Below are 24,697 nucleotides of genomic sequence, written 5' to 3'. Positions count from 1 at the left end.
TTTAAAACAAAGGATTTGCGCTTGGTTCGTTGCTGAAACCAAGGCAAATCCAGCGGTGGCTGCAATGATTTTTGACGAAAAGGAAAGAGTTACATGAAATCGCTACTCGACCTGTTCAAGCAATTTACGCCTGATGAGCATTTCGATGCCATCAAGATCGGCCTGGCCTCGCCCGAGAAGATCCGTTCCTGGTCTTTCGGTGAAGTGAAGAAGCCTGAAACGATCAACTACCGTACTTTCAAGCCCGAGCGTGATGGTCTGTTCTGCGCCAAGATCTTTGGCCCGATCAAGGACTACGAATGCCTGTGCGGCAAGTACAAGCGCCTCAAGCACCGCGGTGTGATCTGCGAGAAGTGCGGCGTTGAAGTCACACAGACCAAGGTGCGTCGCGAACGCATGGGTCACATCGATCTGGCCGCTCCCTGCGCTCACATCTGGTTCCTGAAGTCCCTGCCTTCGCGCCTGGGCCTGGTGCTGGACATGACGCTGCGCGACATCGAGCGCGTGCTGTACTTCGAAGCCTATGTGGTGACCGACCCCGGCATGACTCCGCTGAAGAAGTTCAGCATCATGACCGAGGACGACTACGACGCCAAGCAACTCGAGTACGGCTACGATGAGTTCACCGCCAAGATGGGCGCTGAAGGCATCAAGGACCTGCTCGAAGGCATCGACATCGACGTCGAGATTGAGCGCCTGCGCAACGATCTGACCGGCTCCGAAGTCAAGGTCAAGAAGAACGCCAAGCGCCTGAAGCTGCTCGAAGCGTTCAAGAAGTCCGGCATCAAGCCCGAGTGGATGGTGATGGAAGTGCTGCCCGTGCTGCCTCCCGATCTGCGTCCTCTGGTGCCTCTGGACGGTGGCCGTTTCGCCACTTCCGACCTGAACGACCTGTACCGCCGCGTCATCAACCGCAACTCGCGTCTGCGTCGTCTGCTCGAGCTCAAGGCTCCTGAAATCATTGCGCGCAACGAAAAGCGCATGCTGCAGGAAGCCGTGGACTCGCTGCTGGACAACGGCCGTCGCGGCAAGGCCATGACGGGCGCCAACAAGCGTGCCCTGAAGTCTCTGGCCGACATGATCAAGGGCAAGAGCGGTCGTTTCCGTCAGAACTTGCTGGGCAAGCGCGTGGACTACTCTGGTCGTTCCGTGATTACCGTGGGTCCTTACCTCAAGCTGCACCAGTGCGGTCTGCCCAAGCTGATGGCGCTGGAGCTGTTCAAGCCCTTCATCTTCGCGCAGCTCGAGCAGCGCGGCATCGCCACGACCATCAAGGCGGCCAAGAAGGAAGTGGAAGCCGGTACGCCCGTGGTGTGGGACATCCTTGAAGAAGTCATCAAGGAACACCCCATCATGCTCAACCGTGCGCCTACGCTGCACCGTCTGGGTATCCAGGCTTTCGAGCCCATCCTGATCGAAGGCAAGGCCCTGCAACTGCACCCGCTGGTCTGCGCGGCCTTCAACGCCGACTTCGACGGTGACCAGATGGCTGTTCACGTGCCCCTGTCTGTGGAAGCGCAGATGGAAGCCCGCGTGCTGATGCTGGCCTCGAACAACGTGCTGTTCCCCGCTTCGGGCGAACCCTCCATCGTTCCTTCTCAGGACGTGGTGCTGGGTCTGTATCACGCCACGCGTGAAAAGATCAACGGCAAGGGCGAAGGCATGGTGTTTGCCGACCTGATGGAGCTGCAACGCGCTCTGGATGCTGGCGAGACCGAACTGCACGCCAAGATCAGCGTGCGCCTGACCGAGTGGAACAAGAACAAGGAAACTGGCGAATTCGAGCCCGTGACCTCGCTCGTGGAAACCACCGTGGGCCGTGCCCTGTTGTCTGAAATCCTGCCCAAGGGCCTGGCTTTCAGCAACATGAACAAGGCGCTGAAGAAGAAGGAAATCTCCAAGCTGATCAACGCCTCCTTCCGCAAGTGCGGTCTGAAGGCCACGGTCGTGTTTGCCGACAAGCTGCTGCAAAACGGTTTCCGTCTGTCCACGCACGCCGGTATCTCGATCTCCATCGACGACATGCTGGTGCCTCCGCAAAAGGCCGACATCCTGGCCCGCGCAGAGTCCGAAGTGAAGGAGATCGAGCAGCAGTACGTCTCGGGTCTGGTGACCTCGGGCGAGCGCTACAACAAGGTGGTGGACATCTGGGGCAAGGCCGGCGACGACGTGTCCAAGGTGATGATGGACCAGCTCAAGGTCCAGAAGACCACCGACCGTCACGGCAACGAAGTCGATCAGGAATCGTTCAATGCGATTTACATGATGGCCGACTCCGGCGCCCGTGGCTCCGCAGCGCAGATTCGTCAGCTGGCCGGTATGCGTGGTCTGATGGCCAAGCCTGACGGCTCCATCATTGAGACGCCTATCACCGCGAACTTCCGCGAAGGCCTCAACGTGCTGCAGTACTTCATCTCGACCCACGGTGCTCGTAAGGGTCTGGCCGACACGGCGCTGAAGACGGCTAACTCCGGTTACCTGACTCGTCGTCTGGTGGACGTGACGCAGGATCTGGTCGTGAACGAACAGGATTGCGGTACCTCCAACGGCTATCTGATGCGCGCCATCGTCGAAGGTGGTGAAGTGATCGAATCCCTGCGCGACCGTGTGCTGGGCCGTTCGACCGCCGAAGAAGTGCTGCACCCCGAAACCCGTGCCGTGCTGGTGCCTGCCGGTACCTTGCTCAACGAAGACACCATCGAAGAGCTGGAAGCCCAGGGCGTGGACGAAATCAAGGTGCGTACGGCTCTGACCTGCGAAACCCGTTTCGGTCTGTGCGCAACCTGCTACGGTCGCGACCTGGGTCGTGGCGGCCTGATCAACCTCGGCGAAGCCGTGGGTGTGATCGCTGCCCAGTCCATCGGTGAACCCGGCACGCAGCTGACCATGCGTACCTTCCACATCGGTGGTGCCGCTTCGCGCGCTGCCATCGCCTCGAGCGTGGAAGCCAAGTCCAATGGCGTGATCGGCTTCAACAGCACGATGCGCTATGTGTCCAACACCAAGGGCGAGCTGGTGGTGATTTCGCGTTCCGGCGAGATCGTGATCAGCGAAAACGGCCGCGAGCGCGAGCGTCACAAGGTGCCTTATGGCGCCGTGCTGACCATCAAGCCCGACGAAGCCATCAAGGCCGGCAAGATCCTGGCGAACTGGGACCCGCTGACTCGACCCATCATTACCGAATACGCCGGTCAAGTGCGTTTCGAGAATGTGGAAGAAGGTCTGACGGTGGCCAAGCAGGTCGACGAAGTGACCGGTCTGTCCACTCTGGTGGTGATCGACCCCAAGCGTCGTGGCTCTGCCAAGGTGGTGCGTCCCCAGGTCAAGCTGATCGACGCCAACAACCAGGAAGTCAAGATCCCTGGTACCGACCACGCCGTGACGATCGGCTTCCAGGTCGGCGCCCTGATTCAGGTGCGCGACGGCCAGGACGTGGGCCCCGGCGAAGTGCTGGCCCGTATCCCTGTTGAAGGTCAGAAGACCCGCGACATTACCGGTGGTCTGCCCCGTGTGGCCGAACTGTTCGAAGCCCGTACGCCCAAGGACAAGGGTACGCTGGCCGAGATGACCGGTACCGTGTCCTTCGGCAAGGAAACCAAGGGCAAGATCCGCCTGCAGATCACCGATCTGGAAGGCAAGGTCTGGGAAGAGCTGGTGCCCAAGGAGCGCAACATTCTGGTCCACGAAGGCCAGGTGGTGAACAAGGGCGAGTCCATCGTTGACGGTCCTGCCGATCCTCAAGACATCCTGCGTCTGCTGGGTATCGAAGAGCTGTCGCGCTACATCGTGGACGAGGTGCAGGACGTTTACCGCCTGCAGGGTGTGAAGATCAACGACAAGCACATCGAAGTGATCGTGCGTCAGATGCTGCGTCGCGTGATCATCGAGAACTCTGGCGATACCACCTACATCCAGGGTGAGCAGGTCGAGCGTTCCGAGGTGCTCAACACCAACGAACAGATGCAGAAGGAAGGCAAGCTGCCTGCCACGTACTCCAACGTGCTGCTGGGTATTACCAAGGCTTCGCTGTCGACCGACTCGTTCATCTCTGCGGCTTCCTTCCAGGAAACCACCCGTGTTCTGACCGAGGCTGCCATCATGGGCAAGCGCGACGAACTGCGTGGCCTGAAGGAAAACGTGATCGTGGGTCGTCTGATCCCCGCCGGCACCGGCCTGGCCTATCACCAGGCTCGCAAGGCCAAGGACGAAATGGACGATGCCGAGCGTCGCGCCATCGCCGAAGCCGAAGAAGCCGAGCTGGCCGGTGTGCTGGCTGATGACGTCGAAGCACCTGCTGGCGACGCCTCTGCCGACTAAGCATGGCTCTGGGCCGCGGCCGGCAACGGCTGCGGTTCGCTGCTGATGCACCGCGCTCCCGCTCTGCCTTGTGCAGACGGGAGCGTTTTTCATTGATCAAGACACGACTTGCGCAAGTTCGGACCCGGCATGCGCTTTTCGATGGAAATGCCCGCTGTGCTTTCTTGTCTGCGTCAGTTTCACAAGTTTTTCAGGTCTGCTCTTCATGACTTCCAAGCCTTCCCAACCCAAGAACGCCGCTGCTGGTGCTGCTGTGCCCAACGCTCCTGCCCTGTGGCAACAGCTGGATGCAGTGGCCAAGGCCTTGCACGGCATCCTGGGTGGCCAGTCCAGCAAGGCTGTGCTGGCACAGGTGCCGCAGCGCTTGCGTCCGGGAGTGCAGGCCTTGCTGTTCCAGGTGCTGCGCAATCTGGGGCGTGCCCAGGCGCTGCAAAAGCAGCTGGCGCCGCGCGCGCCGGCGCCCAAGGTCAGTGCCTTGCTGAGCACGGCGCTGGCTCTGGCCTGGGATGAGGCGCAAGCCCCTTATCCGCCCTTCACCCTGGTCAACCAGGCGGTGGAAGCCGCCAAGAGCGGCGCTGCACGCGCGCAGTCCGGCTTCATCAATGCCTGCCTGCGCCGCTTTCTGCGCGAGCGCGATGCCCTGGTGAGCGCCACCGACAACGATCCCGTGGCCGTCTGGAATCACCCTGCCTGGTGGATTGCCCGGCTCCAGAAAGACCACCCCCAGGACTGGCAGACCATTTTGGCGGCCAACAATGCCCAGCCGCCCATGACGCTGCGCGTCAATGCCCAGAAGAGCTCTGCAGCCCAGTATCAGAATGCGCTGCAGGCGATGAACCTGAAGGCGACAGCTGTCGCCGAGTGTGGTCTGCAGCTGGAGCAGGCCGTGCCGGTGCAGGAGCTGCCGCATTTTGAAGAAGGCTGGGCCTCGGTGCAGGACGGTGCGGCGCAGGCCGCGGCCCCGCTGCTGCTGGCCGGCTTGCCCCAGCCCCAGGGGCGCCCGCTGCGCGTGCTGGATGCCTGTGCGGCGCCCGGCGGCAAGACTGCCCATCTGCTTGAGCGCGCCGCGCCCGGCAGCATCGAAGTCACGGCCCTGGAGATCGACCCCGAGCGGGCTCGCCGCATCGATGAAACCCTGTCACGCCTGGGCTTGAAGGCCAAAGTGCTGGTGGCCGATGCATCCGCGCCCCAGGCGTGGTTTGAGTCGCAATGCGGAGGTCAGCCCTTCGATGCGATCTTGCTCGATGCGCCTTGCACGGCATCGGGCATTGTGCGTCGCCAGCCCGATGTGCGCTGGCTGCGCCGTGAGAGCGATGTGGCCCAGCTGGCAGACATACAGTCCAGACTGCTCGATACCCTGTGGCCGCTGCTGCAGCCCGGTGGCTGCATGGTCTATTGCACCTGCTCGGTCTTCAAGGCTGAGGGCGATGCCCAGATGCAAGCGTTTCTTGCACGCAACACTACGGCGGCCAGCTTGCCTGCTCCGGGTCATTTAATTCCCGGCAAAGCTGCCAAACACGATTCCGTGGCAGACAATCCTCTGGGTGACCACGACGGCTTTTTTTACGCTCTGCTGGAAAAATTGCGCTAACGCTGTAGCGGGGGCCTTGTGGCCTGCGGCCCGCGCAGCTTCGCTGGTGCTGGCGCTGTCCCTGGTTTTCGTGCTGGCCCGGGCCGATACCGTGCAGCCGGATATCAGCTCCATGCAGGTCACGCGTACCGAAGAGGGAGTGTTTCTCTCGGCCAATCTGCAGTTCGAGTTGCCCGCTCAGGTGGAAGATGCCCTGCGCCAGGGCATTCCCATGTATTTCATTGCCGAGGCTCAGGTGCAGCGCGAGCGCTGGTACTGGTCCGATCAGCAATTGGGTGTCGCCACCCGCTATTACCGCATTACGCACCAGCCGCTGACCAGGCGCTGGCGTTTGCATATCTCCAATTCCGCCTTCACCGGCGGCAGCGGCACCGGACTGGCGCTGGGCCAGTCCTATGAGCAACTCGAGGATGCCATCGCAGCCATTCAACGCATTTACCGCTGGAAGATTCTGGAGTCCGGCCAGCTCGGCTCTACCTCGGGCGTCTCGGTGCAACTGCGCTTTCGCGTAGATCTGTCGTCCCTGCCAAGACCTTTGCAGATTGGGGCGCTGGGGCGCTCGGGCTGGAATCTGCAGCTGTCGCGCACGCAGACGCTGGAGGCCGCTCCCTGATGGCTGACATCAAGCTCCCTGATGGCGAAGCCGGCGGCTCCTCCGCCACACGCTGGTCGCGCGCCACGCGCTGGGCTGTGGGCACGGGCGTGGCGCTGATGGTGGTGGTGGGGGTTTTGCTGCTGTTCCTGCTGACCCTGGCAACTAATAACCGGCTGGCCTACGAGCGCAACTACAACTGGCTGTTTGCCGCCAATGTGGTGGTGGCCGGATTGCTGCTGCTGGTGCTGTTCTGGGGCGGTTTGCGCCTGGCTCTGCGGCTCAGGCGCGGGCGTTTTGGCAGCAAGCTGCTGCTCAAGCTGGCGGGCATCTTCACCTTGGTGGGTTTGCTGCCGGGCTTGCTGATCTATGTGGTGTCCTACCAGTTTGTCTCGCGCTCGATAGAGAGCTGGTTTGACGTCAAGGTCGAGGGCGCCTTGTCTGCGGGCGTGAGCCTGGCCAGTGCCACGCTCGATACCGTGGCCAATGACATGGCCAACAACACGCGCACGGCAGGCCTTCAGCTGTCTCAGACTTCGGATGCCGGGGCGGCACTGATGCTGGAGCGAATTCGCGATCAGATCGGTGCCACCGATGTGGTGCTCTGGAATGCATCGGGCAAGGCCATTGCCAGTGCCGGTCAGTCTCAGTTCAGCCTGGCGCCGGAGCGGCCCAACACCCAGCTGCTGCGAAGCTTGAAGGAGCAGGGCGGTCAGCGTGCCGTGGCCAGCATCGAAGGCCTGGATGATGCCGGCGATGTGCCTGCCGATCAGGCTGCGGCCAACGCCAAGGTGCGCACACTGGCGCTGGTGCCCAGCTCGGCCGTGAATCTGTTGGAGGAGGCGCGTTATCTGCAGGCCACGATTCCCCTGCCGCAAGCCCTGGTCAGCAATGCCCTGGCCGTGCAGGAGGCCAATCGCGAGTACCAGGAGCGAGCACTTGCTCGTGGTGGGTTGCAGCGCATGTATATCGGCACTCTGACGCTGGCGCTCTTTCTGGCCGTGTTCGGGGCCGTGGTGCTGGCTGTGGTGCTGGGCAATCAACTGGCCAAGCCGCTGCTGCTGCTGGCCCAGGGCATGCGCGATGTGGCGCGTGGCGATCTGCGCCCCAAGCCTGCGCTGCAGAGCAAGGACGAGATTGGCGGGCTGACGCGCTCCTTTGCCGTCATGACCCAGCAACTGGCCGACGCACGCTCCGACGCCAACCGCAATCTGCTGCAGCTCGATGCGGCGCGCAGCAATCTGCAGACCATTCTGGATAACCTTACCTCGGGCGTTATCGTGCTCGATCGCTCCGGGCGCATCGTCCTCAGCAACCCCGGTGCAACACGCATTCTGCGTGCGCCCATGGCGGTGTTCCAGGGCAAGCGCCTGCGCGATGTCTCGGGCCTGCAGGACTTTGCGCGCGTGGTGCAGGAGCAGTTCGAGATCTTCCTGGGCGATGCTTCGGCCCAGCAGGGGCGGGACCGCTGGCAGCAGGTCTATGAACTGGACGCCGGCAACGGCAACGGCGATGTGGTGCACAACACAACCAGCCTGGTCATGCGTGGTGCGGAGCTGCCCGACGACCAGCGCCTGCTGGTGTTCGATGATATTTCGGAGATCGTCTCGGCCCAGCGTGCACAGGCCTGGGGCGAAGTGGCGCGCCGCGTAGCGCATGAAATCAAGAATCCGCTGACGCCGATTCAGCTGTCTGCCGAGCGTCTGGCCATGAAGCTGACCGACAAGCTGCAGCCTGTGGAGCAGGCACTGCTTGCCAAGTCCGTGAAGACCATCGTCGATCAGGTGGGGGCCATGAAGCGTCTGGTCGATGAGTTTCGCGAGTACGCACGTTTGCCGGCCGCCAATCTGCAAGCGCTGGATCTGAATGCGCTGGTCGCAGAGGTGCTGCAGCTCTATGGCGAGGAGAATGCAGCGGTGCGCGTGGAGGCATCGCTCGACGAAGCCTGTCCGTTGATCCAGGGCGATAGCCAGCAATTGCGTCAGGTCATCCACAATCTTTTGCAAAATGCGCAAGATTCCACGGCGCAAAGAGCGCAGGAAACAGGGCAGACTCCGGGCTCCGTCACCATCGAAACCCGCTGGATGGACACGGCCCAGCGTGTGCGCCTGAGCATCAGCGACAGTGGCACAGGTTTTGCTCCCAATATTCTGCAAAGAGCTTTCGAGCCCTATGTGACCACCAAGTCCCGCGGCACCGGCCTGGGTTTGGCCGTGGTCAAAAAAATCGCCGACGAGCATGGCGCAAGAGTGGACCTGGGTAATCGAGAGGAAGACGGGGTAGTTCAAGGCGCGCGAGTGTCGCTATCATTTGTACCTAACGACCGTGCAGGGGCGGCTTGATCCCGTTCAGCACAAGGCATAGCAACAGGCTTTAGACACATGGCAAACATACTAGTGGTCGACGACGAACTGGGGATCCGGGATTTGTTGTCGGAAATCCTCAACGACGAAGGTCATAGTGTGGACGTGGCAGAGAACGCCACGCAGGCACGCGTATCCAGGGCGACCAATAACTACGATCTGGTGCTGCTGGACATCTGGATGCCGGACACCGACGGCGTCACCTTGCTCAAGGAATGGGCCACGGCCGGTCAGCTCACCATGCCCGTCATCATGATGAGCGGTCATGCGACCATCGAAACGGCCGTCGAGGCAACGCGCATCGGCGCGTTGTCATTCCTCGAAAAGCCCATCACCATGCAGAAGCTGCTCAAGGCAGTGGAGCAGGGGCTGGCGCGCAGCACGGCCAGCCAGGGCTCGGAAACCTCATCGCATGCCAGCAACAGCACGGCGCCATCGGCCGTGGTCAGCATCACGGCGCAGGCGGCGGAAGACAATCTGCCCAACTCGCACCAGGGCTTCGATCTCGACCGTCCCCTGCGCGAGGCGCGCGACGGCTTTGAAAAAGCCTATTTCGAATTCCACCTGGCCCGCGAAGGCGGCTCCATGACGCGCGTGGCAGAGAAGACCGGCCTGGAGCGTACCCATCTGTACCGAAAACTGCGTCAGCTGGGCGTGGACCTCGGACGCAATCGCCGCGGATAATTTCCAAAAAAATCGCATTTTTCGATTTGGGGTCGAAAAGTGTGCCTATAATCGTGGCTTCGGCACTCAAGAGTGTTGATGAAGGCCCGGTAGCTCAGTCGGTAGAGCAGAGGATTGAAAATCCTTGTGTCGGCGGTTCGATTCCGTCCCAGGCCACCAGATTCAAAGCCCTGGATCAGCAATGATCCAGGGCTTTTCTGCATCCAGATCTGACCCGTCACCGGCAGCGTTCGCAGACCGGCGAATGCTGCGATCTGGAATGCCCAGGTGGGGCGGGATGCGGAAAAATATGCCTATAATCGTCGCTTCAGCAAATTCAAGTTGCTGAAGCAGCAAAGGCCCGGTAGCTCAGTCGGTAGAGCAGAGGATTGAAAATCCTTGTGTCGGCGGTTCGATTCCGTCCCAGGCCACCAAACATGAAGCCCCAGATCAGCAATGATCTGGGGCTTTTCTCATTGCGCCTCGAGTGTCCGCAAGCTCAGAGTGGCCGTCCGAGCCGCAGGCAGCAAAAAACAGAGCGGCTTGCGCTTGCTTTGGCTCGATTTCAAGGTGTTTCAGCTCCAGTTTGCTTTGTAGATATGCGCAACCAGCTTTTCATTTGATAGCGCCTGCATGCTGCCGTTAAGCTTGCAGCTTTCATCGTGCACAGACAGGCACAGGAGCGCGTGTGACAGCAGAGCAGCAATCAAGGGCGTCGCAACCGGCAGCGAACTGGCAGCCGGGCCTGATCGCCATCCATGGCAACCAGACCGAGGCGCTGGCCGATACCGTGCTGGCCTGGCTGGCGGCGCATCCCTTGCAGGCGCTGGAGCCCGAGATCGTGCTGGTGCAAAGCAACGGCATGGCCGAGTGGTTCAAGATGCGCATGGCCGAGCAACAGGGCGTGTGCGCCGCAGCACAGGTCGAGTTGCCGGCGCGCTTTGTCTGGCGCAGCTACCGGCAGATTCTGGGCAGGCATGAGGTACCGCGCGAATCGCCGCTGGACAAGACGCCCATGATCTGGCGCCTGATGCGCCTGCTGCCGCAGTGTCTGGGCGAGCCGGCGTTTGCGCCCATTGCCAACTTTCTGCGCCCCGGCGAGCCGCAGCGCCTGCTGCAGCTCGCCGAAAAGCTGGCCGACCTGTTCGACCAGTACCAGATCTACCGCGCCGACTGGCTGGCCGCCTGGGAGCAGGGCGAGGATGTGCTGCGTACGGCTGGCCGCTCCGACGCGCCCGTGCCCGAAGGGCAGCTCTGGCAGCCCCAGCTGTGGCGCAAGGTGCTGGCCGAGCTCAATGAGCAGGAGCGTGCCGCCACCCGCCCGGCCCTGCTGGCACGAATTCTGGACGCACTGCAAAGCGGTCAGCCGCCGGTCACGCCGCTGGCGCGCCGCGTGGTGGTGTTCGGCATGAGCCAGATGCCTTTGTCGCTGATGCAGTTTCTCAGCGGCATTGCCCAGCACAGCCAGGTGCTGATTGCCGTTCCAAACCCCTGCCGCTTTCACTGGGCCGATGCCATCGACGGGCGCGAGCTGCTGCGCCAGCAGCGCCGCCGCCATGCCGACAAGGGCGGCAAGGACCTGGCGCAGATTCCCCTGGCCGCCATGCACGCCCATGCCCATCCGCTGCTGGCGGCCTGGGGTCGGCAGAGCCGCGACTATGTGCGCCAGCTCGATGCCTTCGACACCACGGGCGACACCGCCGTGCAATGGGGCTGGCCGCGTGTGGATGTGTATGACGAGGCTGACGCGAGCGAGCTGATCGATGCACCGCTGCTGGTCCAGGTGCAGCAGCGCATTCGCGATCTGGTGCCCATGTCGGAGCACCCAGCGGTCGAGATCGCGGCGGCCGATCAGTCCATCGTCTTTCACAAGGCCCATGGCCTGGTGCGCGAGCTCGAAGTGCTGCACGACCAGTTGCTGCAATGGCTGGCCGAGCCTGCCGCTGCGGGCCGCGCAGCGCTGGCGCCGCGCGAGGTGGTGGTCATGCTGCCGTCGATCGAAGAGGCTGCACCCGCCATCCGCGCCGTGTTCGGTCAGTACGGCCGCCACGATGCGCGCCATATTCCGTTTGACATTGCCGACGTGGGCGCGCGCGCCAGCAGCCCGCTGGTGACGGCGCTGCAATGGCTGCTCAAGCTGCCTCAGCAGCGCTGCCGCCTGAGCGAGTTGTGCGACCTGCTCGATGTGCCCGCCGTGGCGGCGCGCGTGGGGCTGGCGGCCGACGATCTGCCCCAGCTCACGCACTGGATGGCCGGCGCAGGCATTCGCTGGGGGCTCAACCATGCGCAGCGCGCCCAACTGGGTCTTGCAGCCTGCGGGGACCCCAACAGCGCCTGGTTCGGCCTGCGCCGCATGCTGCTGGGCTATGCCAGCGGGCCGGCGCTGCAGGCCCCCTTCGACGAGGCACAGGCTTTTGCCGGCATGGAGCCCTATGACGAAGTGGGCGGCCTGGCGGCCGAGCTGGCCGGATCGCTGGCCAGTTTGCTGGGGCGCATGCTGCAGTGGTGGCAAACGGCTGCAACGGCCGCGGCTCCCGAGGTCTGGGCCCAGCGTTTTCGCAGTCTGATGGACGACTTCTTTGTCGCACAGGGCGATGAGGACCAGGCCCTGTGCGCCGCACTCGACACGGCCCTGGTCAGCTGGCAGGCCGCCTGCGAGCAAGCGGGTTTTGAAGCCCTGATTCCGCTGGAGGTGGCGCAGGAGGCCTGGCTGCAGGCCCTGTCCGAGCCCGCGCTCAACCAGCGTTTTCGTGCCGGTGGCGTGACTTTCTGCACGCTGATGCCGATGCGCGCGATTCCCTTCGACGTGGTGTGTCTGCTGGGCATGAACGATGGCGACTACCCGCGCCGCGCCACGCGCGTGGACTTCGATCTGATGGCCCTGCCCGGCCAGCAGCGCCCCGGCGATCGCGCGCGCCGCGACGATGACCGTCAGCTGATGCTGGATGCCTTGCTGTCGGCCCGCAGCAAGCTCTATATCAGTTGGGCCGGCCGCCATGTGCGCGACAACAGCGAGCAACCCCCCTCGGTGCTGGTCTCGCAGCTGCGCGACTATCTGAGCCAAGGCTGGCAGGGCGAAGGCAGTGCAGGCCTTTGCGCCAGCGAGCGCGGAGACCTGCTGCTGGCCCAGCGTACCCGCCAGCATCCTTTGCAGCCCTTCAGCCGCCGCTATTTCGAGCAGGCTTCGGGGCTGTCGACCTTCGCACGCGAATGGTATGGTGCGCATGAAGAGCGGGCAGCGCAGGCGCTGCCGGTCGTGGCTGCCTTCGAGCCCGACCCCGAAGTGCCGCTGACGCTGGCGCGCCTGACGGAATTTCTGCGCCATCCCGCACGCAGCTTTTTGCGCAACCGCCTGCAGGTGCGCTTTGAACAGGACGAGGAGCTGCTGGAGGATGACGAGCTTTTCAGCGTCGATGGTCTGACCGCCTACGGCCTGATTCAGCAGCTGCAGCAAGGCGTGCGCACGCAGCTGGCGCATGATGCGGCGCTGGACGTGAGTCAGCAGGTGCAGCGCCAGGTGCAGCGTCTGGGGCGTGCCGGCGTGCTTCCGCTGGCAGGTCTTGGCAGGCGCGAGGCCGAGGCCTTGCAGGCCCAGGTCACGCCGTCGCTGCTGGCTTGGCAGCAGCAGATGCGGCTATGGCCCCAGGCGGCGCCGCGCGAGCGTTTGCTGCTGCACTCCGGCACGGTCACGCTGGACGACTGGATGGATGGCTTGCAGGAGCGCGAAGAGCCGTCTTCGGATGCGAGCTACAGCCGCTGCTGGTTCGCACTGGAGCCGCGCACGCTGCTGAACAAGAAAGGCGAGCTGCAGGCCCACAAGCTCCTGCCCATTTATGTGCGCAGCCTGGCGCTTTCAAGCACGGGCAGCGACACGCTGATGGGTGTGATCGCACGCGACACCCTGGTCTGGGTGCAGCCGCTGGAGCCGGAAATGGCCATGCAGCGCTTGCAAGCCTTGATGCAGCTGTGGCTGGTGGGCCAGAACGAGCCCTTGCCGCTGCCTCTCAAAGCCGCCATCGCCGCAGGCCGTGACGATCTGAGCGTCGCCGCACAGGCCTACGAGGGCGGCTACATGCTGGGCGGCGAATGCGAAGACCCCAGCTGGGCGCGCTGCTACCCCGACTGGGAGGCGCTGACGGCCGATCTGCGCTTTCATACCCTGGCCAAGCAGGTCTATGGTCCGCTGCATGACTGGCTGGCCGCGCAGGTGCAGACCGAGGAGCTGCCCCTGATGCAGCGTGCAGACCAGAACGAACAAGCAGGAGAGCCGGCATGAGAGCGCCCGCCAACCCCATGAAGCCAGGCAGCCAGGCGCTACAGCCCCTGCATTTCCCGCTCTGGGGCTCGCGACTGATCGAAGCCAGCGCGGGCACAGGCAAGACCTGGACCATTGCCGCGCTCTATCTGCGGCTGGTGCTGGGCCATGGCGCCGAGAACGGTTTTGCCAGGCCCTTGATGCCGCCAGACATCCTGGTGATGACCTTCACGCGCGCCGCCACGCGCGAGCTGTCGGACCGCATTCGTGCCCGCCTGATCGAGGCCGTGCAATGCTTTCGCGGCGAGGCCGAACCGGCGGTGCACGACAGCTTCCTGCGCGATCTTCGCGATGCCTACGCCGAGGGCACAGAGCGCGACACCGCCGCCTGGCGGCTGGACATGGCTGCGCAGTGCATGGACGATGCCGCCATCCACACCATAGACGCCTGGTGCCAGCGCATGCTGCGCGAGCATGCGTTTGACAGCGGCAATCTGTTTGATGAAACGCTGGAGGCCGATGAAAGCCAGCGTCAGACCGAGGCGGCGCAGGATTACTGGCGCCAGCAGTGCTACCCGCTGTCGGGTGAGGTGCTGGAGACGGCGCTGCAGGTCTGGCCCGATGTGCATGCGCTGGTCAAAGACATGCAATCGCTGCTGCGCGAAAACGTGCCCGCTGTGGCTGGTGTAGGGGCGCTGGGCGAATGCATTACGCAGACACATGCAGAGCGTGCGCAGCGACTGCAAGCGCTGGCCGATGGCTGGGAGGCCAAGGCCGAGCGCATGCTGCGCTGGATTGAGGGTGAACTAGACGGCCGCGCCGCGCTGTGGGACAAGCGAAAGCTGCAGGCTCGCTACTACACAGGCTGGTTTGCGGCGCTGACCGTTTGGGCGCAAGACCCGTTGAACCAGCCTCTGGAGCTCAGCGACTCCGCCCGCAAGCGCCTCAGCCCCGAGGGGATGGCAGAGGCCTTCAAGGGCTCGACCATGGACTTGCTGCTGCCCACTGAATTTTCCGAGCTGGAGCAATTGCTGAAAGCGTTGGCCGAGCTGCCGTCGATCAAGGTGGCGCTGCGTCTGCATGCGGCCGTCCATGTACAGCAGCGCCTGCTGTGGCTCAAACGCCAGGCCGGCACTTTCGGCTTTGCCGATATGTTGCAGCGCCTGGATGCGGCCCTGGCCGGTGATAACGGCCCCGCGCTGCAAGCCGGCATTCTGGCCCAGTACCCGGTGGCGCTGATTGACGAGTTCCAGGACACCTCGCCGCTGCAATACCGGCTGTTCGACCAGATCTACCGCACGGCAGACAACGGCGCGGACAGCGCATTGCTGCTGATCGGCGACCCCAAGCAGTCCATCTACGGCTTTCGTGGTGCGGACATCTACAGCTACCTGCAGGCCAGGCAGGCGACCGAGGGTCGCCACTATGTGCTGGACACCAACTTCCGCTCCACCGAGGCGCTGGTCGATGCGGTCAACCAGTGGTTTGTGCAGGCAGAGGTGCGCGAAGGCGAGGGTGCGTTCATGTTTCGCGCCGGGCAGAGCAATCCACTGCCGTTCGAGAGTGTCAAGGCCAATGGCCGCAAGGAACGGCTGATGCAGGGCAGCCAGGGCATGGCAGCGCTGACCATTGCCTGGGATGGCAGCAGTGATGAGCCGCTGAGCAATGACGACATCCGCCGCCGCGGGGCGGAGTTCTGCGCCAGCCAGATCGTGCAGTGGCTGATGGACGGTGCCACGGGCTTTGCCGAAGCCGGCCAGCCGCTGCAGCGCCTGCGTCCGGCCGATGTTGCGGTGCTGGTGCGTACGGGCAAGGAGGCCGCTGCCGTGCGCCGCGCGCTGGCGCGGCGCAATGTGGCCTCGGTCTATCTCTCCGATCAGGACTCGGTCTTCGCCAGCGGCGAGGCGCAGGATCTGCTGCTGTGGCTGCGTGCCGTAGCTGCCCCTCTGGACGGACTGGCCGTGCGCGCCGGTCTGGCCACGCCCATGATGGGTCTGTCGTTTGACGAGCTGGCCTGGCTGGCCAGCGATGACGAGGCTTTCGATGCGCGCAGCGAGCTGCTCAAGGAGCTGCACAGCCTCTGGCTGCGCCTGGGCGTGCTGGCCATGCTGCGCCAGACGCTGTACCGCTTTGAATTGCCGGCGCGCTGGCTGCAGGACATGGGCGGCGAGCGCCGTCTGACCAACTATCTGCACCTGGCCGAGCTGCTGCAAGCTGCGAGCGCCCAGCTGGAGGGCGAGCAAGCCTTGATCCGCTGGCTGGCCACGCAGATCGAGAGCCCGGGCGCGGCCGGCGATGCGCAGATCGTGCGGCTGGAATCGGACGCCGATCTGGTCAAGGTCGTCACCGTGCACAAGAGCAAGGGGCTGGAGTATCCACTGGTCTGCCTGCCGTTTGGCGGCAGTTTCCGGCCTGTGGATGGCAAGGCAGCCTATCTTTCGCTGCCCGTGCAGATCGATGGCGCACCCGCACGCGAGCTGGTGCTGGACTACGACGATGCGCAGCTGGCGCAGGCCGACAAGGAGCGCCTGCGCGAGGATCTGCGCCTGCTCTATGTGGCGCTGACCCGTCCGCGCCATGCGCTGTGGATGGGGCTGGCCCCCATGAAGCGCGGCAACAGCAAAAACTGTGCGAACGAACAGGGGGCGGCAGGCTATCTGCTGGCCGGAGATGTTTCGCAGTCTGCAGCCAGCTGGCGTGCCAGCATCCAGGCCCTGGGCGAGCGTTGCACGCAGATCGCCGTGGTGGATCTGCCGGCCGAACTGCCCGTGCCCACGCGCTATGTTGCCGCGCAGGCCTTGCCCGCCCTGGTCGCCGCGCCCGTGTACGAGGCTCAGTTCGACCGCCGCTGGGGCATTGGCAGCTTTTCGTCGCTGACCCGCGCCATGGCCGCACCCAGCCTGCCGGTACTGCCGGTGGCCGCACAAAGCCCTGCCGAGGATGAGCGTGCGCTGCAGGCCCAGGAGGCGGGTGAAGCTGCGCTGGACCTGGGCGTCATCAACGACGTCATGACCGCCTTGCCCACCTTGACCAGATTCGCAGCCGGCGCGCGCAGCGATGCTGCGGTGTGGCACCGCTTCATGCGCGGCCCGGTGGTGGGCAATTTCCTGCACGACCAGCTGGAATGGCTGGCCGCAGAGGACTTTGCGCTGCAGCCCGAGGATGATCCCGACAGCAGCGAGCCTCTGGCGGCCCGTCTGCTGCGCCGCTGCGAGCGCGCGGGCCGCAAGGAGCAGGCCGCCGATGTGCTGCAGTGGCTGCGCGCCGTGGTGCACCAGCCGCTGGCGCCGCTTGGTGTCTCGCTGGCCCAGCTGGGCAAAGGCGATGCGCTCTTGCCCGAGATGGAGTTCTGGCTGCCGGCGCGGCGCCTGTCGGCACCGCGCATCGACGCGCTGTGCCGCCGGCATATCCTGCCCGGTCAGCCGCGCCCGGCGCTGCCAGAGCGCGAGCTGCACGGCATGCTGATGGGTTTTGCCGACCTGGTGTTTCACCATGGCGGACGTTACTGGGTGCTGGACTACAAGACCAACCACCTGGGCCAGGATGGCGCTGCCTACGCCCCTCAGGCGCTGGAGCAGGCCATGCTCGAGCACCGCTATGACGTACAGGCGGCGCTGTATCTGCTGGCTCTGCACCGCCTGCTGCAAAGCCGGCTGGGTGCGGCTTACGACCCCCGCGAACAGCTGGGCGGCGCGCTCTATTTCTTCCTGCGCGGTCTTGATGGCGAGGCAGCCGGCATGCATGTGCTGAAGCCGCCGCTGGCGCTGCTGCACGGGCTTGAGGCGCTGCTTGGCGACTGCGAGAAAGAATCGAAGGAGGTGCAGCCATGAAGGGCCGCCGCAAAGCCGATCTGCAGACGCTGGACCTGTTTGCAGCCCCCGCGGATGGTGACTCAATGGCACTGAGCACCACGGACTGGCTGACCGCGCTGGAGCGACTGGCCGATGCGGGTCTGCTGCGCCGCCTGGACAGCGCCCTGGCGGCCTTTGTCGCCGCGCAGGACGCCGAGGCCGGACCTGCACTGCTGGTAGCCTCTGCCGTGCTGGCGCAGATGGAAGGGCGCGGTCACAGCTGTCTGCCCTTGCAGGCGCTGGCTGGCGATCCCAATCAGGTTCTCGCCTGGCCCAAGGAGGCAGAGCGCCTGCAGCAATCGCTATGGGAGCAATTGCCCAGCCGGCTGGCTGACTGGCTGCAGGCCCTGCGTCGCAGCCCCGTGGTGCGTGTCGTGCAGTCGGGAGTGGTGGCGGCAGACCGAGGTCAGCCACTGGTGCTGCTGGACGGCGCTGCGCCCATGCTGTATCTGCGCCGCTACTGGGACTACGAGCGCAGTGTTGCAGCCCATATGGCGCAGCGCACGGCGGCCGATGCGGTGGCGCTTGACGAGCCCAGGGTGCGGGAATGGCTGGGGCGTCTCTTCGGCGCGTCCGCCGTTGCCGCGAATGCGGTGGACTGGCAAAAACTGGCTTGCGCGCTGGCGCTGCGCGGGCGCATGTCCGTCATCACCGGCGGTCCGGGCACGGGCAAGACCTATACGGCCGCCCGTCTGCTGGCGCTGCTGTTTGCCACGGCGCCGGATGCCGCCCAGCTGCGCGTTGCGCTGGCTGCGCCAACCGGCAAGGCGGCGGCGCGGCTCAAGCAGTCCATCGACAGCTCGCTGCTGGAGCTCAAGGAGGCCGTGGGCCGCGAGCTGGATCTGGAAGCGCTGGTCAAACGCATGGGGGCGGCACGCACCCTGCATTCGCTGCTGGGTGCCAGGCCCGACACGCGGCGCTTTGCCCACCATGCGGGCAATCCGCTGGATGTGGATGTGCTCATTGTCGATGAGGCCTCCATGATCCACCTCGAGATGATGGCCGCGCTGCTGCAGGCCCTGCCGCCCACGGCGCGCCTGATTTTGCTGGGCGACAAGGATCAGCTCGCCTCGGTGGAGGCCGGTGCCGTGCTGGGCGATCTGTGCCGCGATGCGCAGCGGGGCAATTACACGCCGGACACTGCGGCCTATGCCGAGCGCGTGACGGACCAGCCCCTGCCAGCGCAGTACCTGGCGCCGGCCCGGGCCTTGCCGCTGGCCCAGCACACCGTCATGCTGCGCGAGAGCCGCCGCTTTGGCGGCCCTATCGGTCAGCTGGCACAGGCCGTGAATGCCGGCGATGCACCGGCTGCCATGGCGCTGCTGCGCACGCATACCCAGGCCGGCCTGCAAGCCGAACTCTGGGCGCGCGAAGGCGGTGATGTCGATGCCGTGGTGCGTAGCGCCGTGCAAGGCCGCGGCGGCATGGCCAGCTATGCTGCCTATGCCGAGGTGCTGGCACAACATGGGCAGGGCAAGGGGCGCGGCTTTGCCGCCGAGGCCGAGCACTGGCAATGGGTGAGGGACGTGCTGGCCGCCTTCGACCGCTACCGCCTGTTGTGTGCCGTGCGTGACGGCAACTGGGGCGTGGCGGGCCTGAACCGCGCGGTGGAGCAGGCCTTGCAGGCCATGGGTGTCATTCGCAAGGAGGGCGAGTGGTATGTGGGCCGTCCGGTGATGATCACCCGCAACGATGCGCAGCTGGGCGTGTTCAATGGCGACATCGGCATGGCCTTGCCCAGCTTTGCCGACCCGGCGCGGCTGCGCGTGTACTTCATGCAGGGCGAGCAGCTGCACCATGTCAGCACGGCGCGCCTGGCCCATGTGGAGACTGCATTTGCCATGACGGTGCACAAGAGCCAGGGCTCGGAGTTCGAGCACACGGCGCTGGTGCTGGCCGCGCAGGGCGGCAATGTGCTCAGTCGCGAGCTGGTCTATACCGGCATCACGCGCGCGCGCAAGGCGTTTTCGCTGTGGACCGAAGTGCCCGGCTTGCTGGTGTCGGCGATGGGCAGTCCCACGCAGCGCAGCAGCGGTTTGCTGGGATTCATGGAGCGTGATCAGTAGCCCAGGGGCGAGGCTCTGTGTTGATAGCGGCGGCCGCAATCCAGGTAACACTGAAGGCTGATTTCGCTCAACCTATAAAGGTTTCCCATCTGGCCTTGCTCGAAGTGATGAGCCTGTGGCACTGGCGCAGTCCAAGGGCGAGACGGCCAGCGAGCGCCGCCCCGCCGCCAGGTTCGTCTTCCTCCTTAGGGGGAAGACGTGAAGCGGCTCAGGGGGGATCAGTGCTCGTAAACCGCTTCCCAGTTGGCAAATCCCTTGACCTCGATCGGGTTGCCGCAGGGGTCGGTGAAGAACATCGTCCACTGCTCTCCGGGCTCGTCCTCAAAGCGCACTTGCGGCTCCAGAATGAAGGCCGTGCCAGCGGCTTTGAGGCGTTCGGCCAGGGCCAGCCAGTCGGGCTTGAGCAGGATCACGCCCAGGTGGGGCATGGGCACCATATGGTTGCCGACCTTGCCGGTGTTGCTCACGGCAAAGGGCTGGCCCAGGTGCAGGGAGATCTGGTGGCCGAAGAAGTCGAAGTCGACCCAGGTATCGGTGCTGCGACCCTCGCGGCAGCCCAGCACGCCGCCATAGAAACGGCGGGCCTGGTCGAGATCGGTCACGTGGTAGGCAAGATGAAAAGCGCTTTGCATGATGGGCCCAAGCGTAGCATTACCGGGCCTGTACCCGGCACGCCTTAGCGCGCAGCCTTGGCCTGCACGCGCGCCATCAGCTCCTCGGTGTTGCTCTTGCGGTCGGCGTTGATCTTCTGCACCGTGGGGCGTTCGCTCATGCGCGCCAGATAGTCGCGCACCGGCAGCTCGGCCAGCAGATCGCTGCCGCCCACGATCTTGCAGGCGCTGCTGACCAGGGGCAGGTGCACGATGGCGCTGCAGTCGGCCAGCGTAAAGCTGTCTCCCGCGATGAACGGGGTATCGAAGCGGGCCAGCTTGGCAAAGGCCGCAATATTCTTTTTGAGCTGCTCCAGCGTCTTGTCGCGCGCGCCGTCACTGATCTTGCCGCCGAAGAAGGCCTGGGGGTAGAGGTTGCGCGCCACCAGCTCCAGGTGCAGATTCAGATAGACGCAGAGTTCGCGGACCTTGGCGGCAGCAAATGGGTCTGCGGGCAACAGCGGCACCTTGTCGGACAGTGTTTCCACATATTCGATGATGGCGTCGGACTCGCTGATGGCGCCGTGCTGGGTGCGCAGATAGGGGACTTTGCCCAGTGGCGATTCCTCGGGGTTGGTGCTGCCCAGCCAGGCCAGCTCCTCGGCGAAGGGAATCTGCTTTTCCATCAAGGCCAGCTTGACCTTGTTGTAGTAGTTGCTGGCCGAAAAACCGCACAAAGTCAGCATGCTTGTCTCCTGATCGGTGGTTGTGAATAGGTATCCGTGGCCAGTCATCGTAGAGGCAAGTGGCGCAAGCCCTGCGTCGCCAACCGGATAGCAGGCCGGCTTCTACAATTGCCCCATGCATTGGCGCGCACATCCTCCTCGGCACCAACCGGCGGCCCTTCTGGCACGCTGGGCGCTTGGTGCGTGGTTTTGCGTGCTGCTGGTCAGCATGCTCACGCCCTGGGCGCGCGCCACGCCGCCTGCAGGCTGGGAGGCGGTGTGCACGGCCAGCGGCAGCACTCACTGGGTGCCCAGCCCCGCCAGCGACGATGCCGCCACCCCGCATGGACTGGATTGCGCGCTGTGCCTGCCGCTGCTGGCGCCGCCGCCGGCGCAGCAGCCAGATCCGGGCAGTCATCGCGCCGTTGTCGATGCCCGGCCCTGGGCCGATGTCGCTCACAGAGCTTTTGTCTCCACCCTGCCGCCCGTACGTGCGCCGCCCTTTGAAACACTGAAAAACATAGCTGAAGGCGCTTGATGGTCAAGCGCTTCAGATCGATTTGAGATTGACATGACTTACGCAAATCAGGCTCAGGCAAGTGCTTCGTTTCAGGAAGACCACCTTGATGCCCCCTTGTTTGCGTAAGTCCAGACTGAATTTGAATGGAGATGGTTTCATGAATACGCGTCGTTTTACCGTGATGGCCCTGGGTTCGCTGGTCGCTTCGCTGCTGGTTTCGGGGGCCGCCTGGGCCCATGCCGATGCCGCCCATGTCAAGGTCGAGAACGCCTGGGCCCGCGCCAGCGTGGCGGGTCAGCAGGCCTCGGGGGCCTTTATGCGCCTGACGGCCCAGGAGCCGCTCAAGCTCGTGGGCGTGGAAACCACGGCCGCCGCCGTGGCCGAGGTGCACGAGATGAAGATGGAGGGCGATGTGATGCGCATGCGCGCCATCGAGGCACTGGATCTGCCCCAGGGCGTAGCCGTGGATCTCAAGCCCGGCGGCTATCACCTGATGCTGCAGCAGCTCAAGGCCCCGCTGGTCAAGGACAGCCAGGTGCCCGTGACCCTGGTGTTCAAGGATGCCAAGGGCGCAATCTCGCGCCTGAGCCTGCAGCTGCCGGTGCGCGCGACGGCCCCTGCGGCCGCCGGTGCCGGGCACCAGCACATGGGTCATGGTGCGCATCAGCATTGATGACTTGAGCCAGGGGCGCGACTTGCTCCCTTGTTTGCAGCAAACATCGCAAGTGCAGTAAGCTAGTTCCGCGTCCGGTCTCGTCCGGATGCGGATTCTGGTATCCATCCCTGCAGTGGAGAGCACTATGAGCGGCGACGCATCGGCATTTGGTTTTGGCAAGTTCATTCCTGGCTTTGATTTTCTGCAGGGGCTGGCGCAAAGCGCTGGCGCTGCGGCCAATCCCATGGGCCGTGTGCCGCAATGGGTGGCTCCCACCGTCAGCGTGGAAGAGGTTGACAAGCGCATTGCCGAACTGAAAGCCGTGCAGTTCTGGCTGGAGCAAAACAGCCGAGCCCTGGCTGCCACCATCCAGGCGCTGGAAGTGCAGCGCATGACGCTGTCCACGCTCAAGGACATGAATGTCAGCATGAGCGAGCTGGCCAAGTCCTTTCCTTTCCCTGGTGCAGCGCCGGCCGAGCCCGCTGCGACCGGCAATACCGGCTGGCCCATGGGCGCCGCCACGGCCGCGCCAGCCGCCGAGCCTGAACCTGAGCCTGAACCTGAAGCAGAGCCCGCAGCGGCCGAGGCCGCCAGCCAGACCCAGGCAGGCCCCTCTTCTCAGGCCGCCCTGGGCCAGGCCATGCAATGGTGGGGAGCGCTGACCCAGCAGTTCCAGCAGATCGCGGCCAAGGCCATGGCCGAGCCCGTTCCTCCCGAGACCCTGGCGGCCGCCCAGCGCGCGACCGAGATGGCCAGCGGCTTTGCCAAGTCCACCATGGAAAAGGTGATGGCACAGGCAGGCAGTTTTGGCACTGCAGCTGCAGCGAAAACTGCGGCAAAGAGTGAGGCAACGAGTGCTGCGGCAGCCGAGCCCAGGCCTTCACGCAAGGTGGCGGCCAAGACCGGTCAACCCAAAACGGCCGCCAGCAAGACCGCTGCCGCTAAAAAAGCTGCCCCCAAGCAGCCTGCTGCCAAAAAGACTGCAGCCAAAACCTCTGCTACCTCGCGCAAGCCCTGAGCAAACCCTTCCCGCTAAGGTGGAAAATCGTGGTTGCAAGGCATCCACGCTCCAGCAAGAACAGGAGGGCTTATGTCACTGTTTCCCGTCGCTCATGCCAGCCATGAAGACTGGCGCGCTGCGACTGAGCAAGTCGTGCTGCAGCTGCGTGGGCAGTTGCTGCGCCAGTCACTGCAGCCGCACCGGCTGGGTCTGGTCTACATCGCGCAGGGGCTGGTGCCCCATGCGCAGCAGTTGTTGGCGCTGCTGGCGCGCGAGTTGCCTCAGGTCACCGACTGGGTGGGCAGCTCCGGCCACGCCGTATTGGCCATGGAACATGAGTATTCCGAAAGCTCCTCGCTGGCGGTCATGTTGCTGGACCTGCCCGCCGCCCACTACCGCGTCTACTCCGGCGTGGCACCGCTGGCGCAAAGCGGCGCAGAAGCCGGATTCGAGGCGCATTCGGCCCTGGTGCACTCCAGCATCGATCAGCCCGATCTCGCTGAGCTGCTGCTGGAGCTGTCCGAGCGCATCAGCACTGGAAATCTGTTCGGTGCGCTCAGCAGCGAGCAGGGCGTGCAGTTTGCCTGCCGCGCCGAAGACCTGCCCCGCTTGCGTGCCCAGGCCAGTGTCGGCATCTTTCATGCCGGCTTTTCGGGGGTGGCCTTCGATGCCGACGTGGCCTGTATCTCCAGGCTGGCCCAGGGCTGTGCGCCCTTGGGCGCGGGACTTGCGATTACCGAGGCCAGGGGGCCGGTGGTGCTGGAGCTGGAAGGCGAGCCCGCCTTGCCCCGACTGCTGCAGATGCTGGATGTGGAAGCCAGCCCCAGCGCCGGCGGCGGCTGGCAGGCTGCGCTGTCCCAGCTGCGCAAGACCCAGGCGGCGATCGCACCGCTGGGCCGGGGTCTGGAGCGCGGCGCGCTGACCGACGAGGCCCAGGTGCTGCATATCGTGGGGCTGGACCCGGTGCGTCAGGGCATTGCGCTGTCATCGCCCGTAGAGGCCGAGCACACGGTGATCTTCTGTCAGCGCCAGAGCAGCGCGGCCCGTCATGAGCTGATGCAGATGGGCGCGGCCCTCAAGGATGCGCTGCAGCCCGACTTTGCCGATGCCGGCCCCGAAACCATGGCAGAAGCTGCCCAGCCCCAGCATATACGCGGTGCCATCTATGTGAGCAGCAAGGGCCGGGGCAGCGAGCTGTTTGGCGGCGCCGATGCCGAGCTCAAGCTGCTGCGCCATGCGCTGGGGCCGGTGCCTCTGATCGGCCTGGTGGCCGAGGCACAGCTGATGGATGCGCATGTGCATCAGCTGGCCGGCGTGTTGACCGTGTTCACCGGCAAATAGCCTGAAATTTGATAGCTGTTAGCGCTTGATTTAAAAGGATTTCAGCATCAATTGATGCTGAAATCATTGGCTGGAAAGCGCATGCAGCTATCAAAAATATGAACGGCCCCGAAACTGGCGCAGCCCAACAAAGACATGGCAAGCAAGCGTCGCCGCGCAGCGAAGTTG

General features: G+C 64.4%; 15 protein-coding genes and 2 tRNA genes. 15 read left to right on the top strand and 2 right to left on the bottom strand.

Annotated elements, in window-relative coordinates:
• Positions 1–93: 93 nt before the first annotated feature.
• The 11 genes from rpoC (at position 94) to recD (ending at position 19,698) form a co-directional block, all read left to right on the top strand.
• A complete protein-coding gene (gene rpoC / locus CTATCC11996_RS16235; protein WP_003065685.1) occupies positions 94–4,317 on the top strand; it encodes a DNA-directed RNA polymerase subunit beta' in 4,224 nt (1,407 codons plus the stop codon).
• Positions 4,318–4,522: 205 nt separating this feature from the next.
• Positions 4,523–5,908: a 16S rRNA (cytosine(967)-C(5))-methyltransferase RsmB gene (gene rsmB, locus CTATCC11996_RS16230; RefSeq protein ID WP_003078105.1), complete on the top strand. Its 1,386-nt coding sequence runs from the start codon at positions 4,523–4,525 to the stop codon at positions 5,906–5,908.
• Positions 5,909–5,951: 43 nt separating this feature from the next.
• On the top strand, positions 5,952–6,521 hold the full coding sequence (locus tag CTATCC11996_RS16225; RefSeq protein WP_034349459.1) for a DUF4390 domain-containing protein: 570 nt from the start codon (positions 5,952–5,954) through the stop codon (positions 6,519–6,521).
• On the top strand, positions 6,521–8,842 hold the full coding sequence (locus tag CTATCC11996_RS16220) for a sensor histidine kinase (protein ID WP_003078101.1): 2,322 nt from the start codon (positions 6,521–6,523) through the stop codon (positions 8,840–8,842). Before CTATCC11996_RS16225 ends, CTATCC11996_RS16220 begins: the two co-directional genes overlap by 1 nt.
• A 39-nt stretch (positions 8,843–8,881) precedes the next feature.
• Positions 8,882–9,547, top strand: coding sequence for a response regulator (locus CTATCC11996_RS16215; RefSeq protein ID WP_003078100.1), 666 nt, complete (start codon positions 8,882–8,884; stop codon positions 9,545–9,547).
• Between the two features lie 83 nt (positions 9,548–9,630).
• Positions 9,631–9,706, top strand: a tRNA-Phe gene (locus tag CTATCC11996_RS16210).
• Between the two features lie 178 nt (positions 9,707–9,884).
• Positions 9,885–9,960: transfer RNA gene (locus CTATCC11996_RS16205), tRNA-Phe, on the top strand.
• Between the two features lie 3 nt (positions 9,961–9,963).
• Positions 9,964–10,149 (top strand): hypothetical protein, encoded by a 186-nt coding sequence (locus CTATCC11996_RS25605; RefSeq protein WP_138983865.1) that lies wholly within the window; start codon positions 9,964–9,966, stop codon positions 10,147–10,149.
• Between the two features lie 65 nt (positions 10,150–10,214).
• Complete coding sequence (gene recC, locus CTATCC11996_RS16200; protein ID WP_003078098.1) at positions 10,215–13,802, top strand: exodeoxyribonuclease V subunit gamma; 3,588 nt, start codon at positions 10,215–10,217, stop codon at positions 13,800–13,802.
• Positions 13,799–17,611, top strand: coding sequence for an exodeoxyribonuclease V subunit beta (gene recB, locus CTATCC11996_RS16195; protein ID WP_003078097.1), 3,813 nt, complete (start codon positions 13,799–13,801; stop codon positions 17,609–17,611). The genes recC and recB overlap by 4 nt, the downstream gene beginning before the upstream one ends.
• The gene (recD, locus tag CTATCC11996_RS16190; RefSeq protein ID WP_003078096.1) at positions 17,608–19,698 is read left to right on the top strand and encodes an exodeoxyribonuclease V subunit alpha; all 2,091 of its coding nucleotides are present in this window, start codon (positions 17,608–17,610) and stop codon (positions 19,696–19,698) included. Before recB ends, recD begins: the two co-directional genes overlap by 4 nt.
• 218 nt (positions 19,699–19,916) lie before the next feature.
• On the opposite strand, the gene CTATCC11996_RS16185 is transcribed toward recD, so the two are convergent.
• A complete protein-coding gene (locus CTATCC11996_RS16185) occupies positions 19,917–20,330 on the bottom strand; it encodes a VOC family protein (protein ID WP_003078095.1) in 414 nt (137 codons plus the stop codon).
• Between the two features lie 44 nt (positions 20,331–20,374).
• The gene (locus tag CTATCC11996_RS16180) at positions 20,375–21,034 is read right to left on the bottom strand and encodes a glutathione S-transferase (protein WP_003078093.1); all 660 of its coding nucleotides are present in this window, start codon (positions 21,032–21,034) and stop codon (positions 20,375–20,377) included.
• Positions 21,035–21,149: 115 nt separating this feature from the next.
• On the opposite strand from CTATCC11996_RS16180, the gene CTATCC11996_RS16175 reads away from it, so the two are divergent.
• The 4 genes from CTATCC11996_RS16175 (at position 21,150) to CTATCC11996_RS16160 (ending at position 24,529) form a co-directional block, all read left to right on the top strand.
• A complete protein-coding gene (locus CTATCC11996_RS16175) occupies positions 21,150–21,551 on the top strand; it encodes a hypothetical protein (RefSeq protein ID WP_003078091.1) in 402 nt (133 codons plus the stop codon).
• A gap of 139 nt (positions 21,552–21,690) precedes the next feature.
• The gene (locus tag CTATCC11996_RS16170; RefSeq protein WP_003078088.1) at positions 21,691–22,206 is read left to right on the top strand and encodes a copper chaperone PCu(A)C; all 516 of its coding nucleotides are present in this window, start codon (positions 21,691–21,693) and stop codon (positions 22,204–22,206) included.
• A 127-nt stretch (positions 22,207–22,333) separates the two neighbouring features.
• The gene (locus CTATCC11996_RS16165; RefSeq protein WP_003078086.1) at positions 22,334–23,206 is read left to right on the top strand and encodes a PhaM family polyhydroxyalkanoate granule multifunctional regulatory protein; all 873 of its coding nucleotides are present in this window, start codon (positions 22,334–22,336) and stop codon (positions 23,204–23,206) included.
• Positions 23,207–23,278: 72 nt separating this feature from the next.
• Positions 23,279–24,529, top strand: coding sequence for an FIST signal transduction protein (locus CTATCC11996_RS16160; protein ID WP_003078085.1), 1,251 nt, complete (start codon positions 23,279–23,281; stop codon positions 24,527–24,529).
• Positions 24,530–24,697: the final 168 nt, after the last annotated feature.

Origin of the sequence: Comamonas testosteroni ATCC 11996 (genome assembly GCF_000241525.1) — a bacterium.
GTDB classification, from domain to species: domain Bacteria; phylum Pseudomonadota; class Gammaproteobacteria; order Burkholderiales; family Burkholderiaceae_C; genus Comamonas; species Comamonas testosteroni.
The sequence above is the reverse complement of the archived record's forward strand: the minus strand, read 5'-3'. Positions and strand labels throughout refer to the sequence as shown.

Excerpts from the sequence above, each read along its gene's own strand:
- CTATCC11996_RS16165 (WP_003078086.1), top strand. The coding sequence starts at position 22,334 with ATGAGCGGCGACGCATCGGCATTTGGTTTTGGCAAGTTCATTCCTGGC.
- CTATCC11996_RS25605 (WP_138983865.1), top strand. The coding sequence starts at position 9,964 with ATGAAGCCCCAGATCAGCAATGATCTGGGGCTTTTCTCATTGCGCCTC.
- recB (WP_003078097.1), top strand. The coding sequence starts at position 13,799 with ATGAGAGCGCCCGCCAACCCCATGAAGCCAGGCAGCCAGGCGCTACAG.
- CTATCC11996_RS16215 (WP_003078100.1), top strand. The coding sequence starts at position 8,882 with ATGGCAAACATACTAGTGGTCGACGACGAACTGGGGATCCGGGATTTG.
- CTATCC11996_RS16185 (WP_003078095.1), bottom strand. The coding sequence starts at position 20,330 with ATGCAAAGCGCTTTTCATCTTGCCTACCACGTGACCGATCTCGACCAG.
- rsmB (WP_003078105.1), top strand. The coding sequence starts at position 4,523 with ATGACTTCCAAGCCTTCCCAACCCAAGAACGCCGCTGCTGGTGCTGCT.
- CTATCC11996_RS16160 (WP_003078085.1), top strand. The coding sequence starts at position 23,279 with ATGTCACTGTTTCCCGTCGCTCATGCCAGCCATGAAGACTGGCGCGCT.
- CTATCC11996_RS16220 (WP_003078101.1), top strand. The coding sequence starts at position 6,521 with ATGGCTGACATCAAGCTCCCTGATGGCGAAGCCGGCGGCTCCTCCGCC.
- recD (WP_003078096.1), top strand. The coding sequence starts at position 17,608 with ATGAAGGGCCGCCGCAAAGCCGATCTGCAGACGCTGGACCTGTTTGCA.
- CTATCC11996_RS16175 (WP_003078091.1), top strand. The coding sequence starts at position 21,150 with ATGCATTGGCGCGCACATCCTCCTCGGCACCAACCGGCGGCCCTTCTG.
- rpoC (WP_003065685.1), top strand. The coding sequence starts at position 94 with ATGAAATCGCTACTCGACCTGTTCAAGCAATTTACGCCTGATGAGCAT.
- CTATCC11996_RS16180 (WP_003078093.1), bottom strand. The coding sequence starts at position 21,034 with ATGCTGACTTTGTGCGGTTTTTCGGCCAGCAACTACTACAACAAGGTC.
- CTATCC11996_RS16170 (WP_003078088.1), top strand. The coding sequence starts at position 21,691 with ATGAATACGCGTCGTTTTACCGTGATGGCCCTGGGTTCGCTGGTCGCT.